We start from the raw sequence: 20,207 nt of genomic DNA on the forward strand, positions 1-20,207 counted from the left end.
CGCGTGATACCGACGTCACGATGGTGCCATCAACTAACCGGTGCGGATACGACCCCAGGCCTGCTCATCGTCGAGGCGGAGTCGTCGCGTGCGAGCTTGCGCGAGAAGCCGCGCAGCAAATCGATAAAACGCAGCGCCGGTTCGGCGAGGGTTTCTTCCTTGCGCGTGAGAATGCCGAAGCCGGCGAGGCTCTTGCCGATTTCAAGCGGCAGCGCGACCAGCAGCTTGCCGCGCACATGATCGCGCACCACCGACTCGGGCAGCATGGCCACAGCGTCGTAGTTCTCGAGCAATTGCAGCGTAGCGAAGATCGACGCGCACTCGGTCAGGTTGACGGGCGTCGCAAGACCGGCACGCGCGAGTTCTTCTTCGAACAGCACGCGCGCGGGGCTCGTAACCGGTTGCGCCACCCACGGCCAGTCGATCAGCTCGCGCAATGTGATGCGCGAGCGCTGCGCCAGCGGATGCACCGAACGCACCACCAGCAACAACGTCTCGCGGGCGAGCGGCTCGAAACTGAAGTCGTTGTGTTGCAGCGGACTGGTCAGGCGTCCAAGCGCCAGATCGATTTCGCGGCGATGCAGCAATTGCACGACCTGGTCGCTGGTTTCGCCAAGAATGCGCACGTTCAGCAGGGGGCTTTCGGTTTTCAGGGCGGCGACCGCCATGGCCAGCAGATCGGGCGCGGCGCCCATGATCGCGCCGACGGTCAACTGTCCATGCCCGCCGCGGCGTTTGACGTCGAGGTCTTCGGCAAAACGGGTCAACTCGGCAAGCGCGCGCCGTGCATAAGCCAGCGTGACCACGCCGAGCGGCGTGGGCGTCATGCCGCGCGCGTTGCGCTCGAACAGCAGGAAGCCGAACGCCTCCTCGATATCGCCGAGCATGCGGCTCGCGCTGGGTTGCGCGACGTTGATGGCCTCGGCGGCCTGGTGGAGATTGCGCGCGTCGTCGAGCGCGACGAGCAGCGCGAGGTGCTTGAACTTGAGCCGATTGACGAGTGCGATGGCAGCTGAATGTTGGCTCATGATTCCGGTGCGATTCGGTTTGTGGATCGCCCAATCCCAAACACGGATTGAGATGCTATCGACGCAGGAATTATAGTCGTACCAGACGCTTCTACGCTTCTCAGGGAAAGCGCCCGGATACGACGGGAGACAGGCCGCAATGGAAACAATCGCTTTCCGGATGGTGCTCAACCCCGGCATACGCGAGGAATACGAACGACGTCACGCGCAAATCTGGCCGGAACTGGTTGATGCATTGCACAACGCCGGTGTGCGCGACTATCGGATTTTCTTCGACGCGGGCACGGACCACCTTTTCGCCATTCTGACGCGCAGCACGAATCACACGATGAATGCGCTGCCGCAACTCGAGGTGATGCGCAAATGGTGGGATTACATGGCCGACATCATGCAGACCGCCCCCGACCATACGCCGCTTCAACAGCCGCTCGAACCGGTCTTTCATCTGAATTCGCTTAACTGACGTTGCTGACTGCTAGCCCAATGGGCGGAGGGTATCGCATGCAGGTTGTCGATTCGCATATCCATCTGTGGGACCTGAAAACGCATCGTTATCCGTGGCTGGAAAACCCGGGTGTGTCGTTCGTGGGGGATGCGCGCGACCTGAAGCATGACTATCTGCTCGACGACCTGCTCGGCGAGGCGGGCGATATCGAGGTGCTCAAACTGGTGCACGTGGAGGCGAATCACGATCCTGCCGATCCGGTCGAGGAAACCCGCTGGTTGCAATCCATTGCCGATCGTCCGGAGTCGCGCGGCATGCCGAACGCGATTGTTGCCGCCGTGGATCTGTCCGCGGCGAATGCACCGGAAGTGCTCGAGGCGCACGCGTCGTTCGCCAATACGCGTGGCATCAGGCAGATCCTGAACGTGCACGAGAACAAGCTGTTCGATTACGTCGGCCGCCATTTCATGCGCGAGCCGCAATGGCGCGAACATTTTGCGTTGCTGCGCCGTTATGACATGTCGTTCGATCTGCAACTGTATCCGTCGCAGATGGAAGAGGCGGCTGCGCTGGCGCGTGCACACGGCGACACGATTTTTATCGTCAACCATGCGGGCATGTTCGTGGACCGCAACAGCGTCGCCGGTTATCGCGCGTGGCGTGAAGGTATGCGCACGCTCGCGGGTTGCAGGAATGTCGCGGTGAAGATCAGCGGACTTGCCATGTTCGATCATCAGTGGAGCGTCGAAAGTCTGCGCCCTTATGTGCTCGAAACAATCGATACGTTCGGCGTCGAGCGCGCGATGTTTGCGTCGAATTTTCCGGTCGACCGGTTGTTCGGTTCTTACCAGGATTTGTGGCACGCGTACGCAGCGATTGTCGGCGGTGCGAGCGTTGCCGAAAAAGAAGCGCTGTTTTGCCGTAACGCGGAGCGTTTTTATCGTATCTGACGTACCTACTGCGTCTGACGCATTCCCGAAAGCAAAAAAGAAGGAGACACGTAGTGCAGCAATCCCCATCCGCTGTGCCCAGACTCGAACTACGGCACGCGAGCAAATCATTCGGCCGGGTCCGTGCGTTATCGGACGGCGATCTCGCGTTGTGGCCGGGCGAAGTGCATGCGTTGCTCGGCGAAAACGGCGCGGGCAAGTCGACGGTCGTGAAGATTCTTGCGGGCGTGCATCAGCCGGATACCGGCGAGCTGCGGGTCGACGGCGTGACGCGCGGATTCGCGACGCCTGCCGAAGCGCGTGACGCGGGTCTCGCCGTGATCTATCAGGAGCCGACGCTGTTCTTCGATCTCTCGATCGCGGAGAACATCTTCATGGGACGGCAGCCGGTCGACCGGCTCGGCCGCATTCAGTACGACGCCATGCGCCGCGAGGTGGATGGGTTGCTGGCCTCGCTCGGTGTCGATCTGCGTGCGGATCAGCTCGTGCGTGGGTTGTCGATTGCCGATCAGCAGGTGATTGAAATTGCGAAAGCGTTGTCGTTGAACGCGAACGTGTTGATCATGGACGAACCGACCGCCGCCTTGTCATTGCCCGAAGTGGAGCGGCTCTTTGCGATTGTGCGCAAGTTGCGCGAGCGCGATGTGGCGATTCTGTTCATCACGCATCGGCTCGATGAAGTGTTCACGCTGACGCAACGCGTGACGATCATGCGCGACGGCGCAAAAGTATTCGACGGGCTCACCGCCGATCTCACCACCGAATCCATCGTCGCGAAGATGGTGGGCCGCGATCTGGAGACGTTCTATCCGAAAGCCGACCGGCCGCCGGGCGAAGTGCGATTGTCCGTGCGAGGACTTACGCGCGTAGGCGTTTTCAAGGACATTTCCTTCGACGTCCGCGCTGGCGAGATCGTCGCTCTGGCAGGGCTCGTCGGCGCGGGCCGCAGCGAAGTCGCGCGCGCGATCTTCGGCATCGATCCGCTCGACTCGGGTGAAATTTCAATTGGCGGCAAGCGCCTGGCTGCGGGCAGTCCGGCCGCAGCAGTGCGCGCCGGCCTCGCGCTGGTGCCGGAGGATCGTCGTCAGCAGGGGCTGGCACTGGAATTGAGCATCGCGCGAAATGCGTCGATGACGGTGCTTGGACGTCTCGTCAAACATGGCCTGATTTCCACTCGAAGCGAAACGCAACTGGCCAATCAGTGGGGCACGCGTTTGCGCCTCAAGGCGGGCGACCCGAATGCGCCGGTCGGCACGCTGTCCGGTGGTAATCAGCAAAAGGTCGTGCTGGGCAAGTGGCTTGCCACCAACCCGAAGGTCTTGATCATCGACGAACCCACGCGCGGCATCGACGTCGGCGCCAAGGCCGAGGTATATGGCGCGCTGGCAGAACTGGTGCGCGACGGCATGGCCGTGCTGATGATATCGAGCGAATTGCCGGAAGTGCTCGGCATGGCCGATCGTGTACTGGTCATGCACGAGGGACGTATCAGCGCGGACATAGCGCGCGCCGAAGCTGACGAAGAGCGCATCATGGGCGCCGCGCTCGGCCAGCCGTTTCCACCGTTGGGGCACGCGGCATGATGCGCCATTCCTCAACCCATCCCGCGCCCGTTCAGGCGCCGGCCCTGAAGCGTTCCGGCAGCGCGCCGGGCGGCTTTGTCGCGAGCATTGCTAAGAGCCGCGAAACGACGCTCTTCGTCGTGCTGATTCTGTTGATCGTGGGCACGGGTCTCGCGAAGCCGCAGTTTTTGAATCTGCAGAATCTGCGTGACGTGCTGCTGAATGTGTCGATTATCAGCTTGCTGACAGCCGGCATGACGGTGGTGATCCTGATGCGGCATATCGATCTGTCGGTGGGGTCGACGGTCGGCATCAGCGCTTATGCGGTCGGCAGCCTGTACGTTGCGTTTCCACATATGCCGGTGATCGTCGCGTTGTTGGCCGGCCTGGCGATCGGTCTGGTGGCAGGCGGTATCAATGCATTGCTCGTGGCCGTGGGGCGCGTGCCGTCGCTGGTGGCGACACTGTCCACGCTCTACATTTTCCGCGGCGCGGACTATGCGTGGGTGCACGGCGGTCAGATCAATGCAACCAGCTTGCCCGATGCATTTTCCCGCCTTGCTACCGGCACATTCTTCGGCATACCGACGCTCGCGTTAATCGCGATCGTCGTGCTCGCCGCGCTGGCGGTCTATCTGAAGCAGTTTCGCGGCGGCCGCGAACACTATGCCATCGGCTCGAATCCGGAGGCGGCGCGGCTTGCCGGCGTGAACGTCGAGCGTCGCGTGATGGCGGGTTTTTTGCTGTCCGGCGCGATTGCCGGTTTCGCGGGCGCATTGTGGCTCGCGCGCTTCGGCACCGTCGATGCAAGCACCGCGAAAGGCATCGAATTGCAGGTGGTTGCCGCCGCCGTGGTGGGCAGCGTGGCGATCACGGGCGGCGTAGGCACCATTCTCGGCGCCACGCTCGGCGCGCTCGTGCTGGGTGTGATCAGTATCGCGCTCGTCGTGCTGCACGTCTCGCCGTTCTGGGAGCAGGCGATCCAGGGTGCTCTGATCGTCGCCGCGATTACCGCCGATACCTTGCTGGCCCGCTCCGTCGCCAAACGCATGATGAGGAAACGCGATCATGGCTAAACCCGATTCCGCGCTGCTCACACGCAAACGCGAAACGCCGCTGCAATGGGAAGTATTGCTGGTTGTTGTGCTGGCGCTCTCACTTGCGCTCGGGCGGTTGTTGTCGCCGGTCTTTCTGACCAGTGCGAATGTCAGCAACATCCTTGCCGATCTGACGGAGATCGCATTGATGGCGCTGCCCATGACTTTGATTATCGTCGCCGCGGAAATCGATCTTTCTGTGGCATCGGTGCTGGGTGCGTCGAGCGCGCTGATGGGCGTGCTGTGGCATATGGGCCTGCCGATGCCGCTCGTGATCGTACTGGTATTGATTGCCGGCGCGCTGGCGGGCCTGCTGAACGGCCTCGTGATCGTGAAGCTCAATCTGCCTTCGCTCGCGGTCACGATCGGCACACTGGCGCTGTTTCGCGGCCTCGCGTACGTGCTGCTCGGCGATCAGGCGGTCGCGGATTTTCCGGCGGGTTATACGGCCTTCGGCATGGATACGGTCGGCGCGACTTTCATTCCGTTGCCCTTTGCGATCGTGATCGTCGGCGCGGTGCTGTTTACCGTGCTGTTGCAGTCCACGGCGTTTGGACGCAGCCTCTACGCAATCGGGGCAAATCCGACCGCGGCGGCTTTCTCCGGTATCGAAGTGGCGAAGATCAGGCTGCGTTTATTCGTGCTGTCCGGCGCGATGAGCGCGCTGGCCGGAGTCGTCTACACGCTGCGGTTCACCAGCGCACGCGGCGATAACGGCGAAGGTTTCGAATTGTCCGTGATCGCGGCGGTGCTATTCGGCGGCGTGAGTATTTTCGGCGGACGCGGTTCGATGTTCGGCGTTCTGCTGTCGCTGCTGATTATCGGTGTGCTGAAAAATGCGTTGACGCTCGATGATGTATCGAGCGAAACACTCACGATCGTCACCGGCGTGCTGCTGCTGGCATCGGTGCTGATTCCCAATCTGGTTGCCCGCTGGCGGGCGGCGCGCGACCGGCGTTTCATCGCGAAGTCCGCTTCTTCTTCATAAGGTTCGCTTAAAACCGGCTTCACAAGAAATACCCAATACCAAATACCGACAACCCGGACAGCATGTCGTCCAACAACAAAGCAGGAGACGCCTCATGTTCAATCCTCTACGCCACACCGGCAAGACAGCGCTGTGCATCGCCCTGGTCGCGATCAGTTGCGCTGCGTCCGCGGCCGGCCTGAAAAGCGGTCTGAAGATTGCTTTCGTGCCGAAGCAGATCAACAACCCCTATGAAGTGATTGCCGACGACGGCGGCATGGCCGCGATCAAGGAATTCAACGGTGTGGGCAAGGTCGTGGGGCCGTCGGATGCGGGCGCATCGTCGCAAGTGCAATACATCAATACGTTGATTACGCAGCGGCAGGACGCGATCGTGATCGCGGCCAACGACGCGAACGCGGTCGTGCCGTATCTGAAGAAAGCGATGTCGCAAGGCATCAAGGTCGTGACTTTCGATTCGGACACGGCGCCTGAAGGCCGTCAGCTTTTCGTCAACCAGGCGAACGCGGAAGGCATCGGACGGGGACAGATCCATCTGGTCGCGAAACTGATGGGCGGGGAGGGCGAGTTTGCCGTGCTGTCGGCCACGCCTAATGCGACCAATCAGAATACATGGATCAAGTGGATGCAGGAGGAGTTGAAAAAGCCCGAATACTCGAAGATCAAGCTCGTGAAGATTGCCTACGGTAACGACGACGACCAGAAGTCGTTCGTCGAAACGCAAGGCTTGCTGCAGGCGTATCCGAATCTGAAGGCGATCGTCGCGCCGACCACCGTGGGCATTGCGGCGGCGGCGCGCTATATCTCGTCGTCGTCGAGCAAGGGCAAGGTGCAGGTGACCGGGTTGGGCACGCCGAACCAGATGCGCGCGTTCGTCAAGAACGGAACCGTCAAGGCGTTCCAGTTGTGGGACCCGAATCAGCTCGGCTATCTGGCGGCTTATGCGGCAGCGGCGCTCTCCTCGGGGACGATTGCCGGCAAGGAAGGCGAATCGTTCGATGCCGGTAAGCTCGGCAAGCGCACGATCGGACCGCAAGGCGAAATCATTCTCGGACCGCCGACCACGTTCGATGCGAGCAATATCGACAACTTCAATTTCTAGCCAGCGAGCCGAGCGCGGCATTGACTGCCGCGCTTCCAACCTGATCGATCCGGGTAAACCGAAATTCAGGTACGGGATATGCATGCCGGCCGGCAAACCGGAAGCCGCCGCGAGTACGCGCTGGAGGCTTCGGCGTGAACTTTAAGACCTATACTATGAGTCGGTATATCGACCGTGGGCGTGGCGAGCCCGAACTGCTATCCCTTGGGTGAGCGTCGCTCGAACAGCGGGTGATCATCGACGTCGACAGTTGATGGTCGCCGTTTTCGGCGAGGAAAAAGCGAGCAGTCGGAACGGATGCCGTATACGCAGACACATCCTTGCTTGGAGGTGCATGATGATCGGAATGACGTGGCTTGTTGTGGCTGACGCAGGCCGTGCACGTGTTTTCCAGACGCCGGGACTCACGCTCGACTTGCTAGAAAAAGAAAGTCTCATCAACACTGAATATACCGGCACGATGCTGACCGAAAAGGACCGCGAAAAATTCGCAAAGCGCGTTGCCCAGCATCTGGAGGCCGGCCGGCTTCATCAACTCTACAATCGGCTGAGACTCGCCATCGAGCCAAAATTTCTCGGCATGGTCAAAGCGGATCTCAGCGAGGAAACCCGTCGACTGATATTCGACCAGACCAGCGAAGATCTGTCGACGCTCAATGCCCGGGAAATCGAAGCGCGCCTGCGGCGACACTGATAGATCAGCCTGGGTGTCGTAAGCATTCACACAGCGATGTCGACCTGGCCACGAATCGTGGCCTTGGGAGGCTTATGTGTGCCCTACACGCTGGTTTCCGAGCCACCCGATTCCTCGGTATCGCGGAACCAGGTTTCCGCATGAGAGCGCTCAGCGACCCAGGAACGCCCCGGCGGCGTGTTGAACTCGCGATCGATGAACCGGCGTCCCCATTCGACCCCGTCTCTTGTCGCCTCTTCTTCGGTTAGCCACTCGGGTTGAACGGTTTTCGGGCGAATATCGATGACTGTTCGCGCGCCGTGACTCACACTCACGCTGGCGATCCAGGCGCCGAGCGTGTTGCGCTCCGGGCGCACGGTGATCTCGAATTCGCCGTAAGGAACGGTGTAAGAACCGGTGGAGTCTGGCATCGTTTTCTCCTTCGCAGCGTTCACGATTGATATCCGCCCGCCATGCAGCCTGCGTGCATCTCTGCAGACGCCATCATGCCGTAACCCCGGCGGTTCGGCACGCGCATATTGCCGTTAAATGACAAACCGGTAGGCGTATTTCACCAATATCTAGCATCGGAGAAATCCATGTTCACCTGGACCTGACTTGCTCATAGACTTCGACTACAAAGGAACGGTGAGTCTCAAACTTTTATGTTGACCGGTTGGCGGGAGATTTCATGGCACAGAATGAACTTTCATATCGGCGGTTCCTGATCGCCGCAACGATCTCACCTCTGCGGGGTAACCGGGGGATCGTCACGGTCGATGTCACAACCTCGGACCAGGAGCGCATTGCCGATCTGGGAACGGCACGCTTTCTCCATGTGGAACGATGGGTTGAAAGAAATGAGCCCGCTTTCCTTCAGGTCGTTGTGGACGAATGCAAAGTCGCTATCGACCATTATGCGGACAACGTCGACGATAGTTGACTCCCGGTATCTCGCATGAGGTGTTGCCATGCAGCAGGAATTCGATTTCTACATCAACCTGAAGAAACCGACACTCGGCCTCTATGTGCGCGCGGGAGCGGGCCTCCCCGACCTCGTCGACACAAGTGACTGGCAACTCAATGGACACGTGTGGCAAAGCGAGTTGGCGCCGGACATTCTGAAGGGGCTCGAGGCGAACGGCCATGCGTTTCAGGAGCTGGGCGCGTGACCGTCCAATCGAGCAGGGAATGGGCGGGACAGCGCAGATGCCAATCAGTGGAGTGCCGATTCGGGAATCCACTAGCCTGCCAGTCGGGCGCTTCCCTGTATCGATCGAGATAGCGCTTTGATCGCTACAAATTAGTACTATTCTTGCCTTAGGCTGGCTGAAAGCGCGCTGTCGCCTGATAAAGGGCGAGGGAGAGAACCATGTCGGAGCAGCAGGGCACGTTGAGTGACGAGTTCATTGCGCAACAGCGCAAGCGCCTCCTCGCGCTACGCCAGGAACTGTTGGGTGGAGAGGAGAACACAATCGCGGACGAGCGAACGGCCGAGGAGCAGCACGGCGACGAAGCGCAGGAGTTCGAGGACGAGGCGCAGGGCATGGCGCAGAACGAGGTCCACCAGGCGCTGCACGACGTGAACGACCAGCGCATCAGCGATATCGAGCGCGCGCTGCAGAAGATCGACGAGGGGACCTACGGTCTCTCCGATGCGAGTGGTGACCCGATACCGAAAGCCCGGCTCGAAGTCGCCCCGGAAGCGATCCTGACTGTTGAAGAGCAGAGCCGTCGCGAGACCGGCAAATGATGGCGTTTTAAGTCGCTGTGATGTCAGAAAAAGTCTGATGCGGTCCACAAGCCGGGCCGCGAAATCCCGTTCCATGAAGCGTCGCTGGCAGATTGCGCCAATGCCTATCATCGGAAAAACCAATGTTCCATTATTCACGGGCCCCTCATAGAATCCAATGGTGGATTCAGGGCTTCGTTATGCTAATCATATTGCTCTTAACGTTGTAACCGATCCGTATTGTTCAGACAGTGCTCGCCGAGCACGAACAGCTGCTCTGCACCGACGCTTGAGTCGAGCTCGATGAGCCATCGCTATCACGGGTCCCCGGCTATTGAGCCAGGCAAAGGGATCATGAACAGCGACTCAAGTTGACATGTTGGCGAAGCCCGTCAAGCCTTCGCCACTCATATGACCGCGTGCCATAACCTTTTACGTAGCCGGATGCCTTAACCGAAAAGGTGACTCCCGATGCCAGCCCTCTGCGAAATCTGTAATGCCCGTCCCGCTGTCGCCCGTGTAACCGTTGTGCAAAACGGGGAGCGGAAATCCTTATCGATCTGCGACTACGACTATCGGCAATTAATGCGACATCAAAGCATGCAGAACCCATTCGATTCACTGCTGGGGGGCGGCGGCCTGTCGCGTTTCTTCGGCGGTATGGAGGGAGGGGACGAGGACGACGACGCGGGATACGCCGAAGTGCCGCGTGAATCGGTCGATGCCACCGACGCTTTCAGCGAGCAGACACTCGAATTGTTGCAGCGGGCCGCGGAAAAGGCCCACGAGCTTGGCCGTAACGAACTCGACACCGAGCACCTGCTGTACGTGCTCGCGGACACTGACGTGTGTGCGGCGTTGCTGAAGGAACTCAAGCTCTCGCCGCAGGACATCAAGGCTTACATCGATCAGCATGCACAGAAAGGAAAGGGCGATCCCGACTCGCAGGTCGACAAGATGACTGTGTCGCCTCGTCTGAAGAAGGCGTTCCAATATGCGTTTCAGGCGTCGCGCGATCTGGGGCATTCCTATGTCGGTCCGGAACATCTGCTCATTGGGCTCGCCGCCGTGCCGGACAGTATCGCGGGCACACTGCTGAAAAAATATGGCGTAACGCCGGAAGCGTTGCGGCAGAAAGTCGTGAAAGTGGTCGGTAAAGGGGCGGAGGACGGTCGCGTCGACACGCCAACCGGCACGCCCACGCTCGACAAGTTCGGGCGCGACCTCACGGCCATGGCGCGTCAAGGCAAGCTCGACCCGGTGCTCGGCCGCGCGCAGGAAATCGAGAGCACGATCGAGGTGCTCGCGCGCCGCAAGAAGAACAATCCGGTGCTGATCGGCGAACCGGGTGTCGGCAAGACGGCGATCGTCGAAGGGCTGGCACAGCGCATCATCAACGGCGACGTGCCTGAAGTGCTGCGCGGCAAGCGGCTCGTCGAGGTCAACATCAACTCGATGGTGGCAGGCGCGAAATATCGCGGCGAATTCGAGGAGCGCGCCAAGCAGTTGATCGATGAGGTCACGGCGAAGCAGGACGAGCTGATTCTGTTCATCGACGAACTGCACACGATCGTGGGCGCCGGACAAGGCGGTGGAGAAGGCGGCCTCGATATCGCGAACGTGCTCAAGCCCGCGCTCGCACGCGGCGAACTCAGTCTGATTGGCGCCACGACACTCAACGAGTACCAGAAGTACATCGAAAAGGATGCAGCGCTCGAGCGGCGCTTCCAGCCGGTGTTGGTGCCGGAACCGACGGTCGAGCAGACCATCGTCATTCTGCGTGGCCTGCGCGACAAGCTCGAGGCGCACCATCAGGTGACTTTCGCCGACGATGCGTTCGTCGCGGCAGCCGAACTATCGGATCGCTACATTACGTCGCGCTTTTTGCCCGACAAGGCCATCGACCTGATCGACCAGGCGGCGGCACGCGTGCGCATCGGCGCGACTTCGCGGCCTGCGGCCATCCAGGAACTCGAAGCCGAAATCGCCCAGATGAAGCGCGAGCAGGATTATGCGTCCTCGCGCAAGCGTTTCGATGAAGCGAAGGCTTTCGAGGCCAGTATCGGCGAAAAGCAGGCGAAACTCGACGAGCAGATGGAAGCATGGCAGCGCAAGACCGGCTCGGAGACGCTCGAAGTGACCGTGCAGTCAATCGCCGAAGTGGTGTCGCGTCTTACCGGCATTCCAGTCACGGAGCTCACGCAGGAAGAGCGCCAGAAACTGCTGGAGATGGAGAAGAAGCTGCGCGAACGCGTGGTTGGCCAGGACGACGCGGTGGTTGCCGTGAGCGATGCCGTGCGCCTGTCGCGTGCCGGACTCGGCCAGACGAACCGGCCGATCGCGACGTTCCTGTTCCTCGGACCCACGGGCGTCGGCAAGACCGAACTTGCGAAGGCGCTGGCAGAAACGGTGTTCGGCGACGAGTCGGCGGTCGTTCGCATCGACATGTCCGAGTATATGGAGCGTCACGCGGTCGCGCGGTTGATCGGCGCTCCTCCGGGCTACGTCGGTTACGACGAGGGCGGCCAACTGACCGAGCGCGTGCGGCGGCGCCCTTACAGCGTGATCCTGCTTGACGAGATCGAGAAGGCGCACCCCGACGTGTACAACGTGCTGCTGCAGGTGTTCGACGACGGGCGGCTAACCGACGGCAAGGGCCGCGTGGTGGACTTCAGCAACACGATCATCATTGCGACGAGCAATCTCGGCGCGTCGATCATCATGGACAACCTCGAAAAACCCGAGGCGGATCGGCTAGCCGAGAAAGCCATCCGCGAGGAGTTGATGGGCGTGCTCAAGGGGCATTTCCGGCCCGAGTTCCTGAACCGGATCGACGAGATCATCGTCTTCCACGGGCTCTCGCGCGACAACATCCGCTCGATCGTGCAAATCCAGCTCGAACGGGTCGTGCGCACTGCCTCCGCGCAGGACATTACCCTCAAGATCGACGAATCGGTTGTCGATCATCTCGCCGATGCCGGGTATCGTCCGGAGTTCGGCGCACGCGAGTTGAAGCGCCAGATTCGCCAGGAACTGGAAACGCGGCTTGCGAAGGAGATTCTCAGCGACGCCTTGAAGTCGGGCGACAGCGTCGAGGTCAGTTATGACAAGGACAGCGGCGAAGTGAAGTTCAGCAGGAGCGAGGCGCCGCCTACGCCTAAGGCGACGGGCGCGAAGGCCGGCAACGGACGTGCGAAGAAGAAACCGTCCAAAGAGGTCAGCAGCCCAGAGCCAACGGAAAGCGCTCATTCGAAGGAATGAGGTGTGTAACCAGCTGGGAGACGCCGCGACGGTGCGCGGGCTCCCGGTCTGGGCGATACAGGCGCTGTGATCGTGCTTGTACTTTGCGTACTGTGTGTACTGTGCACGTCCGCGATTGGCCGATCTGTACCTTTCGCGATGCTTCAACCCAGTTAGACTGAAACCGTATCCACGTTTTATGCCGTAATTATGCGGTGGTGCGGCGGAACCTCAATCCGGATAGCCATCAGGCATCCTAATCAAGGCCATGGAGTTTGAAATGACCACACGACGCGAAGTGCCTGGAATCCGACCGTATGACGGACCCGCCGGCGGGTGGGGAGCGCTCCGGGCGACAGCTCAAGCCGTCCGAACTCAAATGGAAAGCATCGAGGCGCCGATTACGTTGATGCGGACCAATCAGCCCGACGGTTTCGATTGTCCCGGTTGCGCCTGGCCGGACAAGGAGCACAAGTCCACGTTCCAGTTCTGCGAGAACGGCGCCAAAGCGGTCACATGGGAAGCGACCACCAAGCGCGTGACGCCGGAGTTTTTCGAGAACAACACGGTGTCGTCGCTGCTGCAGCGGACGGATTACGAACTGGAAGATCTCGGCCGGCTGACACATCCGCTCGTCTACGATCGTGCCACAGACAAATTCCGGGCGGTCGAATGGGAGGATGCGTTTGCTCGCATCGGTGAAGTGCTGCGTGGATTGTCCTCGCCCGACGAGGCCGAGTTTTATACCTCAGGCAGAGCGTCGAACGAGGCCGCCTATCTCTTTCAGTTGCTCGCGCGGGAATATGGCACCAACAATTTCCCGGATTGTTCAAACATGTGCCACGAGCCGACCAGCGTGGGCTTGCCCCAGTCGATCGGGATCGGCAAAGGCACGGTATCGCTGGATGATTTCGACAAGACCGAGCTCATCCTCTCGATCGGCCACAACCCCGGCACGAATCACCCCCGCATGATGGGGACGCTCCATGAATGCTCGCGGCGCAACGTGCCGATCATCGTGTTCAATCCGTTGCGCGAGCGCGCGCTGGAGCGCTTCGCCGATCCGCAGAGCGTTTTCGAAATGGCGACCTTCGCGTCGACCCGAATCGCGTCGACCTATTTTCAGCTCGACGCCGGTGGAGACGCCGCGGCCCTCAAGGGCATCATGAAGGCGCTCCTGCAGATGGACGCGGAGCAGGGCAACACGGTGCTGGACCACGAGTTCATTGCAACGCATACCCAGGGGTTCGAGGCGTTTGCTGCCGATCTGGAAGCGACGTCATGGGACGATATCGAAAAGGCCAGCGGACTCACGCGTGAGGATATCGAGGAGGTGGCGATTGCCTATGCCAAATCGAATGCGACGATTGTCACGTATGGCATGGGCATTACCCAACATAACAAAGGCACCGCCAATGTCCGTCTGATTGCGGATCTGTTGCTATTGCGCGGCAACATCGGCAAGCCCGGTGCAGGCATCTGTCCTTTGCGCGGGCATTCCAACGTGCAGGGGAACCGCACGGTCGGCATCACCGAAAAGCCGTCTGCCACCTTCCTCAAGCAGATCGAAGATGTATTCGGCTTCAAGCCGCCCGCGGCGCACGGACACGACGCCGTCCAGGCGATGCAGGCGATGATCGCCGGTACGGCCAAGGCGCTGATTTGCCTCGGCGGCAACTTCGCTGTTGCGTTACCTGATTCCGAGCAGTGCTTTCCGGCAATGGGCAAGCTCGATTTGAGCGTCCACCTCGGTACCAAGCTCAATCGTTCGCACCTGCTGGTAGCAAAAGAAACGTACGTGCTGCCAGTTGTGGGACGCACGGAGCTGGATATCCAGGCGACCGGCCGGCAATCCATTACGGTCGAGGATTCCATGTCGATGGTTCACGCTTCTTCCGGCAAGCTGACACCCGCGTCCGAGCACTTGCTATCCGAGCCTGCGATCGTCGCCGGTATCGCGAGCGCAACGTTGCCAAACAGCAAGGTAGCATGGAAGGAACTCATTGCCGATTACGACAAGATTCGGGACCTGATCGAACAAACTGTGCCAGGATTCGAGGCATTCAATGCCCGAATCAGGGTGCCTGGAGGATTCCGTATGCCGCTTCCCCCGACCGAACGCGTGTGGCCCACGCCGTCAGGCAAGGCAATGTTCTCGGTGTACGGTGGCGTGAAGGAAGACGCTGACGTGCTCGGCGCTGAGAATGTGCTGCGACTCATCACGATCCGCAGCCATGACCAGTACAACACTACCATCTATGCCATGGACGACCGTTACCGTGGTGTGTTCGGCCGGCGTGACGTGCTATTTATGAACGAAGACGACCTTGCCACACGTGGACTCGAGCATGGCGATCTGGTCGATATCGAAACGATTTCAGCGGGCAGGCAGCGTAGCTTGAAGAAGATCACCGCGATCGCTTACAACATCGCGCCGGGCTCGGTGGCGGCGTATTATCCGGAAGCCAACGTGCTGGTGCCACTCGACTTCATCGACAAGGAGAGCGGCACACCTTCATACAAGTCTGTTCCGGTTCATGTCGTGCGTTCGGCAGAAGCCTGATTTGAAGCGAACTTGATGGGTCGATCAACCGGACGTGCGCGTTCGGTTGATCGACCAGCAGGATGCCGGGCGTGAATGCCGTTTTTACGCAAACGCCGATATCACCTGGAGCCATTGATCAATCATGGAAATCTTCGATGCATTCCACCTTGCCAGGTTGCAGTTTGCGTTTACGGTTTCGTTTCATATTATTTTCCCCGCGATCAGTATCGGCATGGCGAGTTTCCTTGCCGTGCTGGAATGGCGCTGGCTGCTTACCGGCGACGTTGCCTACAAGGACATGTTCCAGTTCTGGTCGAAGATCTTCGCGGTCGGCTTTGGAATGGGGGTGGTCTCGGGCGTGGTGATGGCCTATGAGTTCGGCACCAACTGGAGCGGATTTTCCAGCGTGGCGGGCAACGTCACGGGGCCGCTTCTGACCTATGAAGTGCTGACGGCGTTCTTTCTGGAGGCCGGCTTTCTCGGCGTCATGCTGTTTGGCTGGCAACGCGTCAGTCCACGCGCGCACTTCTTCGCCACGCTGATGGTTGCGGTGGGCACGCTCATTTCCACGTTCTGGATTCTTGCGTCGAATAGTTTCATGCAGACGCCGCAGGGATTCGCCATCGAGCATGGCCGGATCGTGCCGGTCGACTGGATGAAAGTGATTTTCAACCCGTCGTTTCCGTATCGTCTCGCGCATATGACGATTGCCGCGTTCATTGTCGCGGGCTTCATCGTTGCTGCGTGCGGTGCGTGGCATCTGCTGCAGGGCCGGCGCGACAAACCCGTCACGCGTAGTTTTTCGATGGCGCTGTGGATTCTGCTGTTCCTGACGCCGATACAGATTTTCGTCGGCGATGCGCACGGACTCAATACGCGCAAGTATCAACCGGCCAAGATCGCGGCAATCGAAGGCCTGTGGGAAACCGAGCACGGCGGCACCGCGCTCAACCTGGTCGGCCTGCCCGACATGGATGCGGAAGTGACGCGATACGCGATCCAGATACCGCATCTGGGCAGCCTGATCCTGACGCACAGTTGGGATGGTGAGATTCGCGGCCTGAAAGAGTTTCCGCCGGAGGACCGACCGTATTCGCCGATCGTGTTCTGGACTTTCCGGATCATGGCGGGGCTCGGCATGCTGATGCTGTTGACGGCACTGCTTGGCTTGCTGCTCAGATTGCGTGGCCGACTCTACGAGACACGCTGGTATCAGGGTTTTGTTCTGTGCATGGGGCCTTCCGGAATCGTCGCGTTGTTGGCGGGGTGGGTAACGACCGAGGTCGGTCGTCAACCCTGGACGGTCTACGGCGTTCTGCGTACAGCGGACTCCGTCTCGCCGGTCAGTTCCCAGCAAGTCGGCGTGTCCTTGCTGATCTTCGTGCTGGTGTATTTCCTGGTGTTCGGCATGGGTTTCTACTACATGATGAAGATGATGAAGCGCGGACCTGAGGAGCACGTCGAGCGTCGCGAATCCCGCCGGCATCCGGTCTTGCGTAATCGCCCGTTGGACGCACTGGAAGGGGAGTGACATCATGCAAATCGATCTTCCTGTTGTGTGGGCCGCGATCATCGGACTCGGCGTTTTCATCTACGTGATGCTTGACGGCTTCGATCTGGGCATCGGCCTGCTGTTTCCATTCTTCGAAGGGAAAGGCGAGCGGCAAGTGATGCTCAACACGATCGCGCCGGTCTGGGACGGTAACGAGACGTTCCTCGTGCTCGGCGGCGCCGGGCTTTACGGGGCGTTCCCGGTGGTCTATTCGACGTTGCTGCCGGCGAACTATATGCCGTTGATCCTGATGGTGGTGGGCCTGATCTTCCGCGGGGCGGCCTTCGAACTGCGTGCCAAGGCCGTCAGGACCCAGCACGCGTGGGATCTCGCCTTCATTGGCGGTTCCGCGCTCGCGGGGCTCTGTCAGGGCATTGTGCTGGGGTCGCTGCTGCAAGGCATCAAGATCGTCGACGGCCGCTTCGCCGGCGGCCCGTTCGATTGGCTGTCGCCGTTCAGCCTGTTCTGCGGAATCGGCGTGCTTACCACGTATGCGACGCTCGGTTGCGGCTGGCTGGTCCTGAAGACGGATGGGGATTTACAGCACAAGATGCGCGAGGTAATGCGGCCGCTCGTGGGTATTCTGCTCGGCGTGATGGTTGTCGTGAGTCTATGGACGGTAATCGGCTTGCCGGCGGTTGCGCATCGCTGGTTCGGAAGCGGCAATCTCGGCTGGTTCCTGCCGGTGCCGATTCTTGTCGTCGCATGCGTGTGGGGCGTTTTCCGTTCGCTTCGCCAGAAGCACGAGGCGACGCCGTTCCTGCTCACGCTCGCGCTGTGCTTTCTCGGCTATAGCGGCTTGCTCATCAGCATCTGGCCGAACATCGTTCCGCCGTCGCTGACGATCTGGGAAGCCTCGTCGAGCCACTCGAGCCAGTTGTTCGCGCTGGTCGGCACGGTGATCGTGCTGCCGGTCATCCTTGTCTACAACGTCATGCAGTATCGCGTGTTCCGGGGCAAGGTGCGGGAAGGGGACGCCGGTTACCACTGAGGGTGACGGCGCAGTCAGACCATTAAAAGAGCACATTATGATTGTGAGGCCAGGGCAGAACTGGTTCCGGCTGCTGTTTATCTGGAACGGTTCCGTGTTGCAGTCGATTATTCCGCAGCTGGTTTTCATGGCGGCTGTCAGCAGTCTCGCTGTGGTGACGCAAGGCCGCATTTTCGGCGAGAAGATCCCGCTCAATACGGCGCCGTTTACATTGTTCGGCCTGGCGCTTGCGATCTTCCTTGCGTTTCGCAACAACGCAAGTTACGAGCGCTTCAACGAGGCGCGCCATCTCTGGGGCAGCATCCTGATCTCGGCGCGCGCGCTGACTTCACAGATGCTGTGTTACGTCCCGCGGGGCGATCATAACGTTCAAATCGCCCATACGCTGATTGCCGCGGTGTACGCGTTGAAGCATCAACTGCGTGGGACCGACCCGACTTCCGATCTCGTTCGCTTTCTTGGACGCACGCGCACGGAGGCGTTGCAGCACACCTGCTACAAACCGACTGCGCTGCTCAATGAGCTTCGGCGCGATTTTGCCGATCTGCAGGTTCGGGGCTTGATGTCGGATACCCAACTCTGGATGCTGGATGCGCAGATCAACGAATTGGGAAGAACCGTGGGCGGCTGCGAACGGATCGCATCGACGCCCATTCCGTTTGCCTACAGTGTCTTGCTGCACCGCACCGTCTACGCCTATTGCGTTTTGCTGCCGTTCGGTCTGGTCGATTCGACGGAGTTCTTCACGCCGCTTCTTTGCGTTTTCATTTCCTATACGCTCATTGCGCTCGAAGCGATTGCGAGCGAAGTCGCCGAGCCGTTTACCACCGCGCCGAATGCGCTGGCGCTCGACGCCATGACCCGCAACATCGAACGATCGATTCTCGAACTGTGTGGCTGCGAACTTCCCGAGGAGGTCGTGCCGGTGCGCGCGTACCAGCTGACTTAGTGCGTGTTCTTCCACGCATCCGGTGAGTCTGCCCGGCAAGACGTGCGTCAGACTCACCGTCGCACCCGATAGGGCGCACGAACTGTACTCCTGAAATTCGACACGGACTGTGCGTCCCGTGGACGAGCCCGACGCACTATCCTGCCAGCAGGTCATTGGCGGACCAGCGGCTGTCCCGGCCGGACGGTCCGACTGCCGCCACGCCCTTGTTCCGTTTGCCGCCGCACGTCGCCCACCTTCGGATAGATCGTGAATATCGTCCACCAGCCCATACTCGCCGACACCGCATCCCGCCATGGCGTATCCGCCGGTGACGTCGCGACCACGCTCGACACGCTCCATCGTCCGCTGCGGGATTTGCGCCTGTCCGTCATCGATCAATGCAATTTCCGCTGTACGTATTGCATGCCGCGGGAGACCTTCGGCGCGGACTACCGGTTCCTGCCGTCTTCGGAACGCCTGTCGTTCGAACAGATGCTCAAGCTCGCGAAAGCATTCACGCTGCTCGGGGTGGAGAAGATCCGCATCACGGGCGGCGAGCCGCTCCTGCGGCGTGGGCTCGAATCCCTGATCGAACAGCTCGCGAAACTGACCACACCCAGCGGCAAACCGCTGGAGCTCGCGCTGACGACAAACGGTTCCCTGCTTGCCGCCAAGGCGCGTTCGTTGCGCGATGCCGGCCTCGGTCGCGTGACGGTGAGCCTCGACGCCGTGGACGATGCCGTATTCCGCCGCATGAGTGACGTCGACATGCCCGTGTCGCGAATCCTGGACGGGATCGAGGCGGCGCGCGCCGTGGGACTCGAGCCGATCAAGGTCAACGCGGTGATCGAACGAGGCGTCAACGATAGCCAGATCCTCCCGCTCGTGCGGCAGTTCAAGGGCACTGGCGTGGCGGTGCGCTTCATCGAATTTATGGACGTTGGCGGCGCGGGCGGCTGGTCGAACACGAAGGTGATCACGGCGCGCGAGACGCGCGACATGGTCGAATCGGCGTTTCCCCTTGTGCCTGTCGTCGTTCGTGAACAGACGGGCACCGCGGTCAACTATCGCCATGCCGACGGCACAGGCGAAGTCGGCTTCATCGCGAGCGTATCGCAGCCGTTCTGCGGGTCGTGTTCGCGCGCCCGCGTATCGGCCGACGGTCAACTTTATTCATGTCTTTTCGCCACACATGGCACGGACCTCAGACCTTGGCTCACTGAGGCCGCTTCGGTCGAGCAACTGGCAGGAGTTGTCCGCAGCCGTTGGATCCAACGCGACGATCGCTACTCCGAGCTTCGCTCGACGCCGCGCAAGCCAGGATCGGGCAAAGCCTATCCCACCGTCCGCATGTCGCTGGTCGGCGGGTGA

Annotated in this window: 18 protein-coding genes; 16 read left to right on the forward strand and 2 right to left on the reverse strand. The window is 60.5% G+C overall.

Features of this window, described 5'->3' with window-relative positions; genetic code table 11:
- Positions 1-29: 29 nt before the first annotated feature.
- Positions 30-1,028, reverse strand: a complete 999-nt coding sequence (locus ACOSV0_RS28255; RefSeq protein ID WP_434115708.1) for a LysR family transcriptional regulator — start codon at positions 1,026-1,028, stop codon at positions 30-32.
- Between the two features lie 139 nt (positions 1,029-1,167).
- On the opposite strand from ACOSV0_RS28255, the gene rhaM reads away from it, so the two are divergent.
- The 7 genes from rhaM (at position 1,168) to ACOSV0_RS28290 (ending at position 7,866) form a co-directional block, all read left to right on the forward strand.
- Positions 1,168-1,491 carry an L-rhamnose mutarotase gene (gene rhaM, locus ACOSV0_RS28260; protein ID WP_434115710.1) on the forward strand — a complete coding sequence of 108 codons (324 nt, stop codon included), beginning with the start codon at positions 1,168-1,170 and terminating at the stop codon, positions 1,489-1,491.
- Between the two features lie 38 nt (positions 1,492-1,529).
- Positions 1,530-2,423 carry an amidohydrolase family protein gene (locus ACOSV0_RS28265; protein ID WP_434115712.1) on the forward strand — a complete coding sequence of 298 codons (894 nt, stop codon included), beginning with the start codon at positions 1,530-1,532 and terminating at the stop codon, positions 2,421-2,423.
- 53 nt (positions 2,424-2,476) lie between these two features.
- Positions 2,477-4,006: a sugar ABC transporter ATP-binding protein gene (locus tag ACOSV0_RS28270; protein ID WP_434115713.1), complete on the forward strand. Its 1,530-nt coding sequence runs from the start codon at positions 2,477-2,479 to the stop codon at positions 4,004-4,006.
- Positions 4,003-5,061 carry an ABC transporter permease gene (locus ACOSV0_RS28275; protein WP_434115715.1) on the forward strand — a complete coding sequence of 353 codons (1,059 nt, stop codon included), beginning with the start codon at positions 4,003-4,005 and terminating at the stop codon, positions 5,059-5,061. Before ACOSV0_RS28270 ends, ACOSV0_RS28275 begins: the two co-directional genes overlap by 4 nt.
- Positions 5,054-6,070, forward strand: coding sequence for an ABC transporter permease (locus ACOSV0_RS28280; protein WP_434115716.1), 1,017 nt, complete (start codon positions 5,054-5,056; stop codon positions 6,068-6,070). Before ACOSV0_RS28275 ends, ACOSV0_RS28280 begins: the two co-directional genes overlap by 8 nt.
- A gap of 94 nt (positions 6,071-6,164) precedes the next feature.
- The gene (gene rhaS / locus ACOSV0_RS28285; RefSeq protein ID WP_434115718.1) at positions 6,165-7,172 is read left to right on the forward strand and encodes a rhamnose ABC transporter substrate-binding protein; all 1,008 of its coding nucleotides are present in this window, start codon (positions 6,165-6,167) and stop codon (positions 7,170-7,172) included.
- 334 nt (positions 7,173-7,506) lie between these two features.
- On the forward strand, positions 7,507-7,866 hold the full coding sequence (locus ACOSV0_RS28290) for a host attachment protein (RefSeq protein ID WP_434115719.1): 360 nt from the start codon (positions 7,507-7,509) through the stop codon (positions 7,864-7,866).
- A gap of 83 nt (positions 7,867-7,949) precedes the next feature.
- Here the strand turns inward: ACOSV0_RS28290 and ACOSV0_RS28295 are convergent, their stop codons facing one another.
- Positions 7,950-8,276, reverse strand: coding sequence for a DUF6566 family protein (locus ACOSV0_RS28295; RefSeq protein ID WP_434115720.1), 327 nt, complete (start codon positions 8,274-8,276; stop codon positions 7,950-7,952).
- 260 nt (positions 8,277-8,536) lie between these two features.
- Between ACOSV0_RS28295 and ACOSV0_RS28300 the strand changes: the two genes are divergently transcribed.
- From ACOSV0_RS28300 to moaA, 9 genes are all read left to right on the forward strand, one after another.
- Entirely contained in the window at positions 8,537-8,788 is a 252-nt protein-coding gene (locus ACOSV0_RS28300; protein WP_434115722.1) for a hypothetical protein, read from the forward strand.
- A 28-nt stretch (positions 8,789-8,816) separates the two neighbouring features.
- Entirely contained in the window at positions 8,817-9,017 is a 201-nt protein-coding gene (locus ACOSV0_RS28305) for a hypothetical protein (RefSeq protein ID WP_434115724.1), read from the forward strand.
- A gap of 200 nt (positions 9,018-9,217) precedes the next feature.
- Positions 9,218-9,598 carry a TraR/DksA family transcriptional regulator gene (locus ACOSV0_RS28310; protein WP_434115726.1) on the forward strand — a complete coding sequence of 127 codons (381 nt, stop codon included), beginning with the start codon at positions 9,218-9,220 and terminating at the stop codon, positions 9,596-9,598.
- Between the two features lie 450 nt (positions 9,599-10,048).
- Positions 10,049-12,838, forward strand: coding sequence for an AAA family ATPase (locus tag ACOSV0_RS28315; RefSeq protein WP_434115728.1), 2,790 nt, complete (start codon positions 10,049-10,051; stop codon positions 12,836-12,838).
- Between the two features lie 259 nt (positions 12,839-13,097).
- A complete protein-coding gene (locus ACOSV0_RS28320) occupies positions 13,098-15,380 on the forward strand; it encodes an FdhF/YdeP family oxidoreductase (protein ID WP_434115730.1) in 2,283 nt (760 codons plus the stop codon).
- A gap of 124 nt (positions 15,381-15,504) precedes the next feature.
- Positions 15,505-16,893 (forward strand): cytochrome ubiquinol oxidase subunit I, encoded by a 1,389-nt coding sequence (locus ACOSV0_RS28325; RefSeq protein WP_434115731.1) that lies wholly within the window; start codon positions 15,505-15,507, stop codon positions 16,891-16,893.
- A 4-nt stretch (positions 16,894-16,897) separates the two neighbouring features.
- Positions 16,898-17,905, forward strand: coding sequence for a cytochrome d ubiquinol oxidase subunit II (gene cydB / locus ACOSV0_RS28330; protein ID WP_434115733.1), 1,008 nt, complete (start codon positions 16,898-16,900; stop codon positions 17,903-17,905).
- Positions 17,906-17,942: 37 nt separating this feature from the next.
- Positions 17,943-18,854 (forward strand): bestrophin family protein, encoded by a 912-nt coding sequence (locus ACOSV0_RS28335; RefSeq protein WP_434115735.1) that lies wholly within the window; start codon positions 17,943-17,945, stop codon positions 18,852-18,854.
- 249 nt (positions 18,855-19,103) lie between these two features.
- Entirely contained in the window at positions 19,104-20,207 is a 1,104-nt protein-coding gene (gene moaA, locus ACOSV0_RS28340) for a GTP 3',8-cyclase MoaA (RefSeq protein ID WP_434115737.1), read from the forward strand.

It is taken from the genome of Paraburkholderia caffeinilytica, from assembly GCF_051027425.1.
GTDB classification, from domain to species: domain Bacteria; phylum Pseudomonadota; class Gammaproteobacteria; order Burkholderiales; family Burkholderiaceae; genus Paraburkholderia; species Paraburkholderia caffeinilytica_A.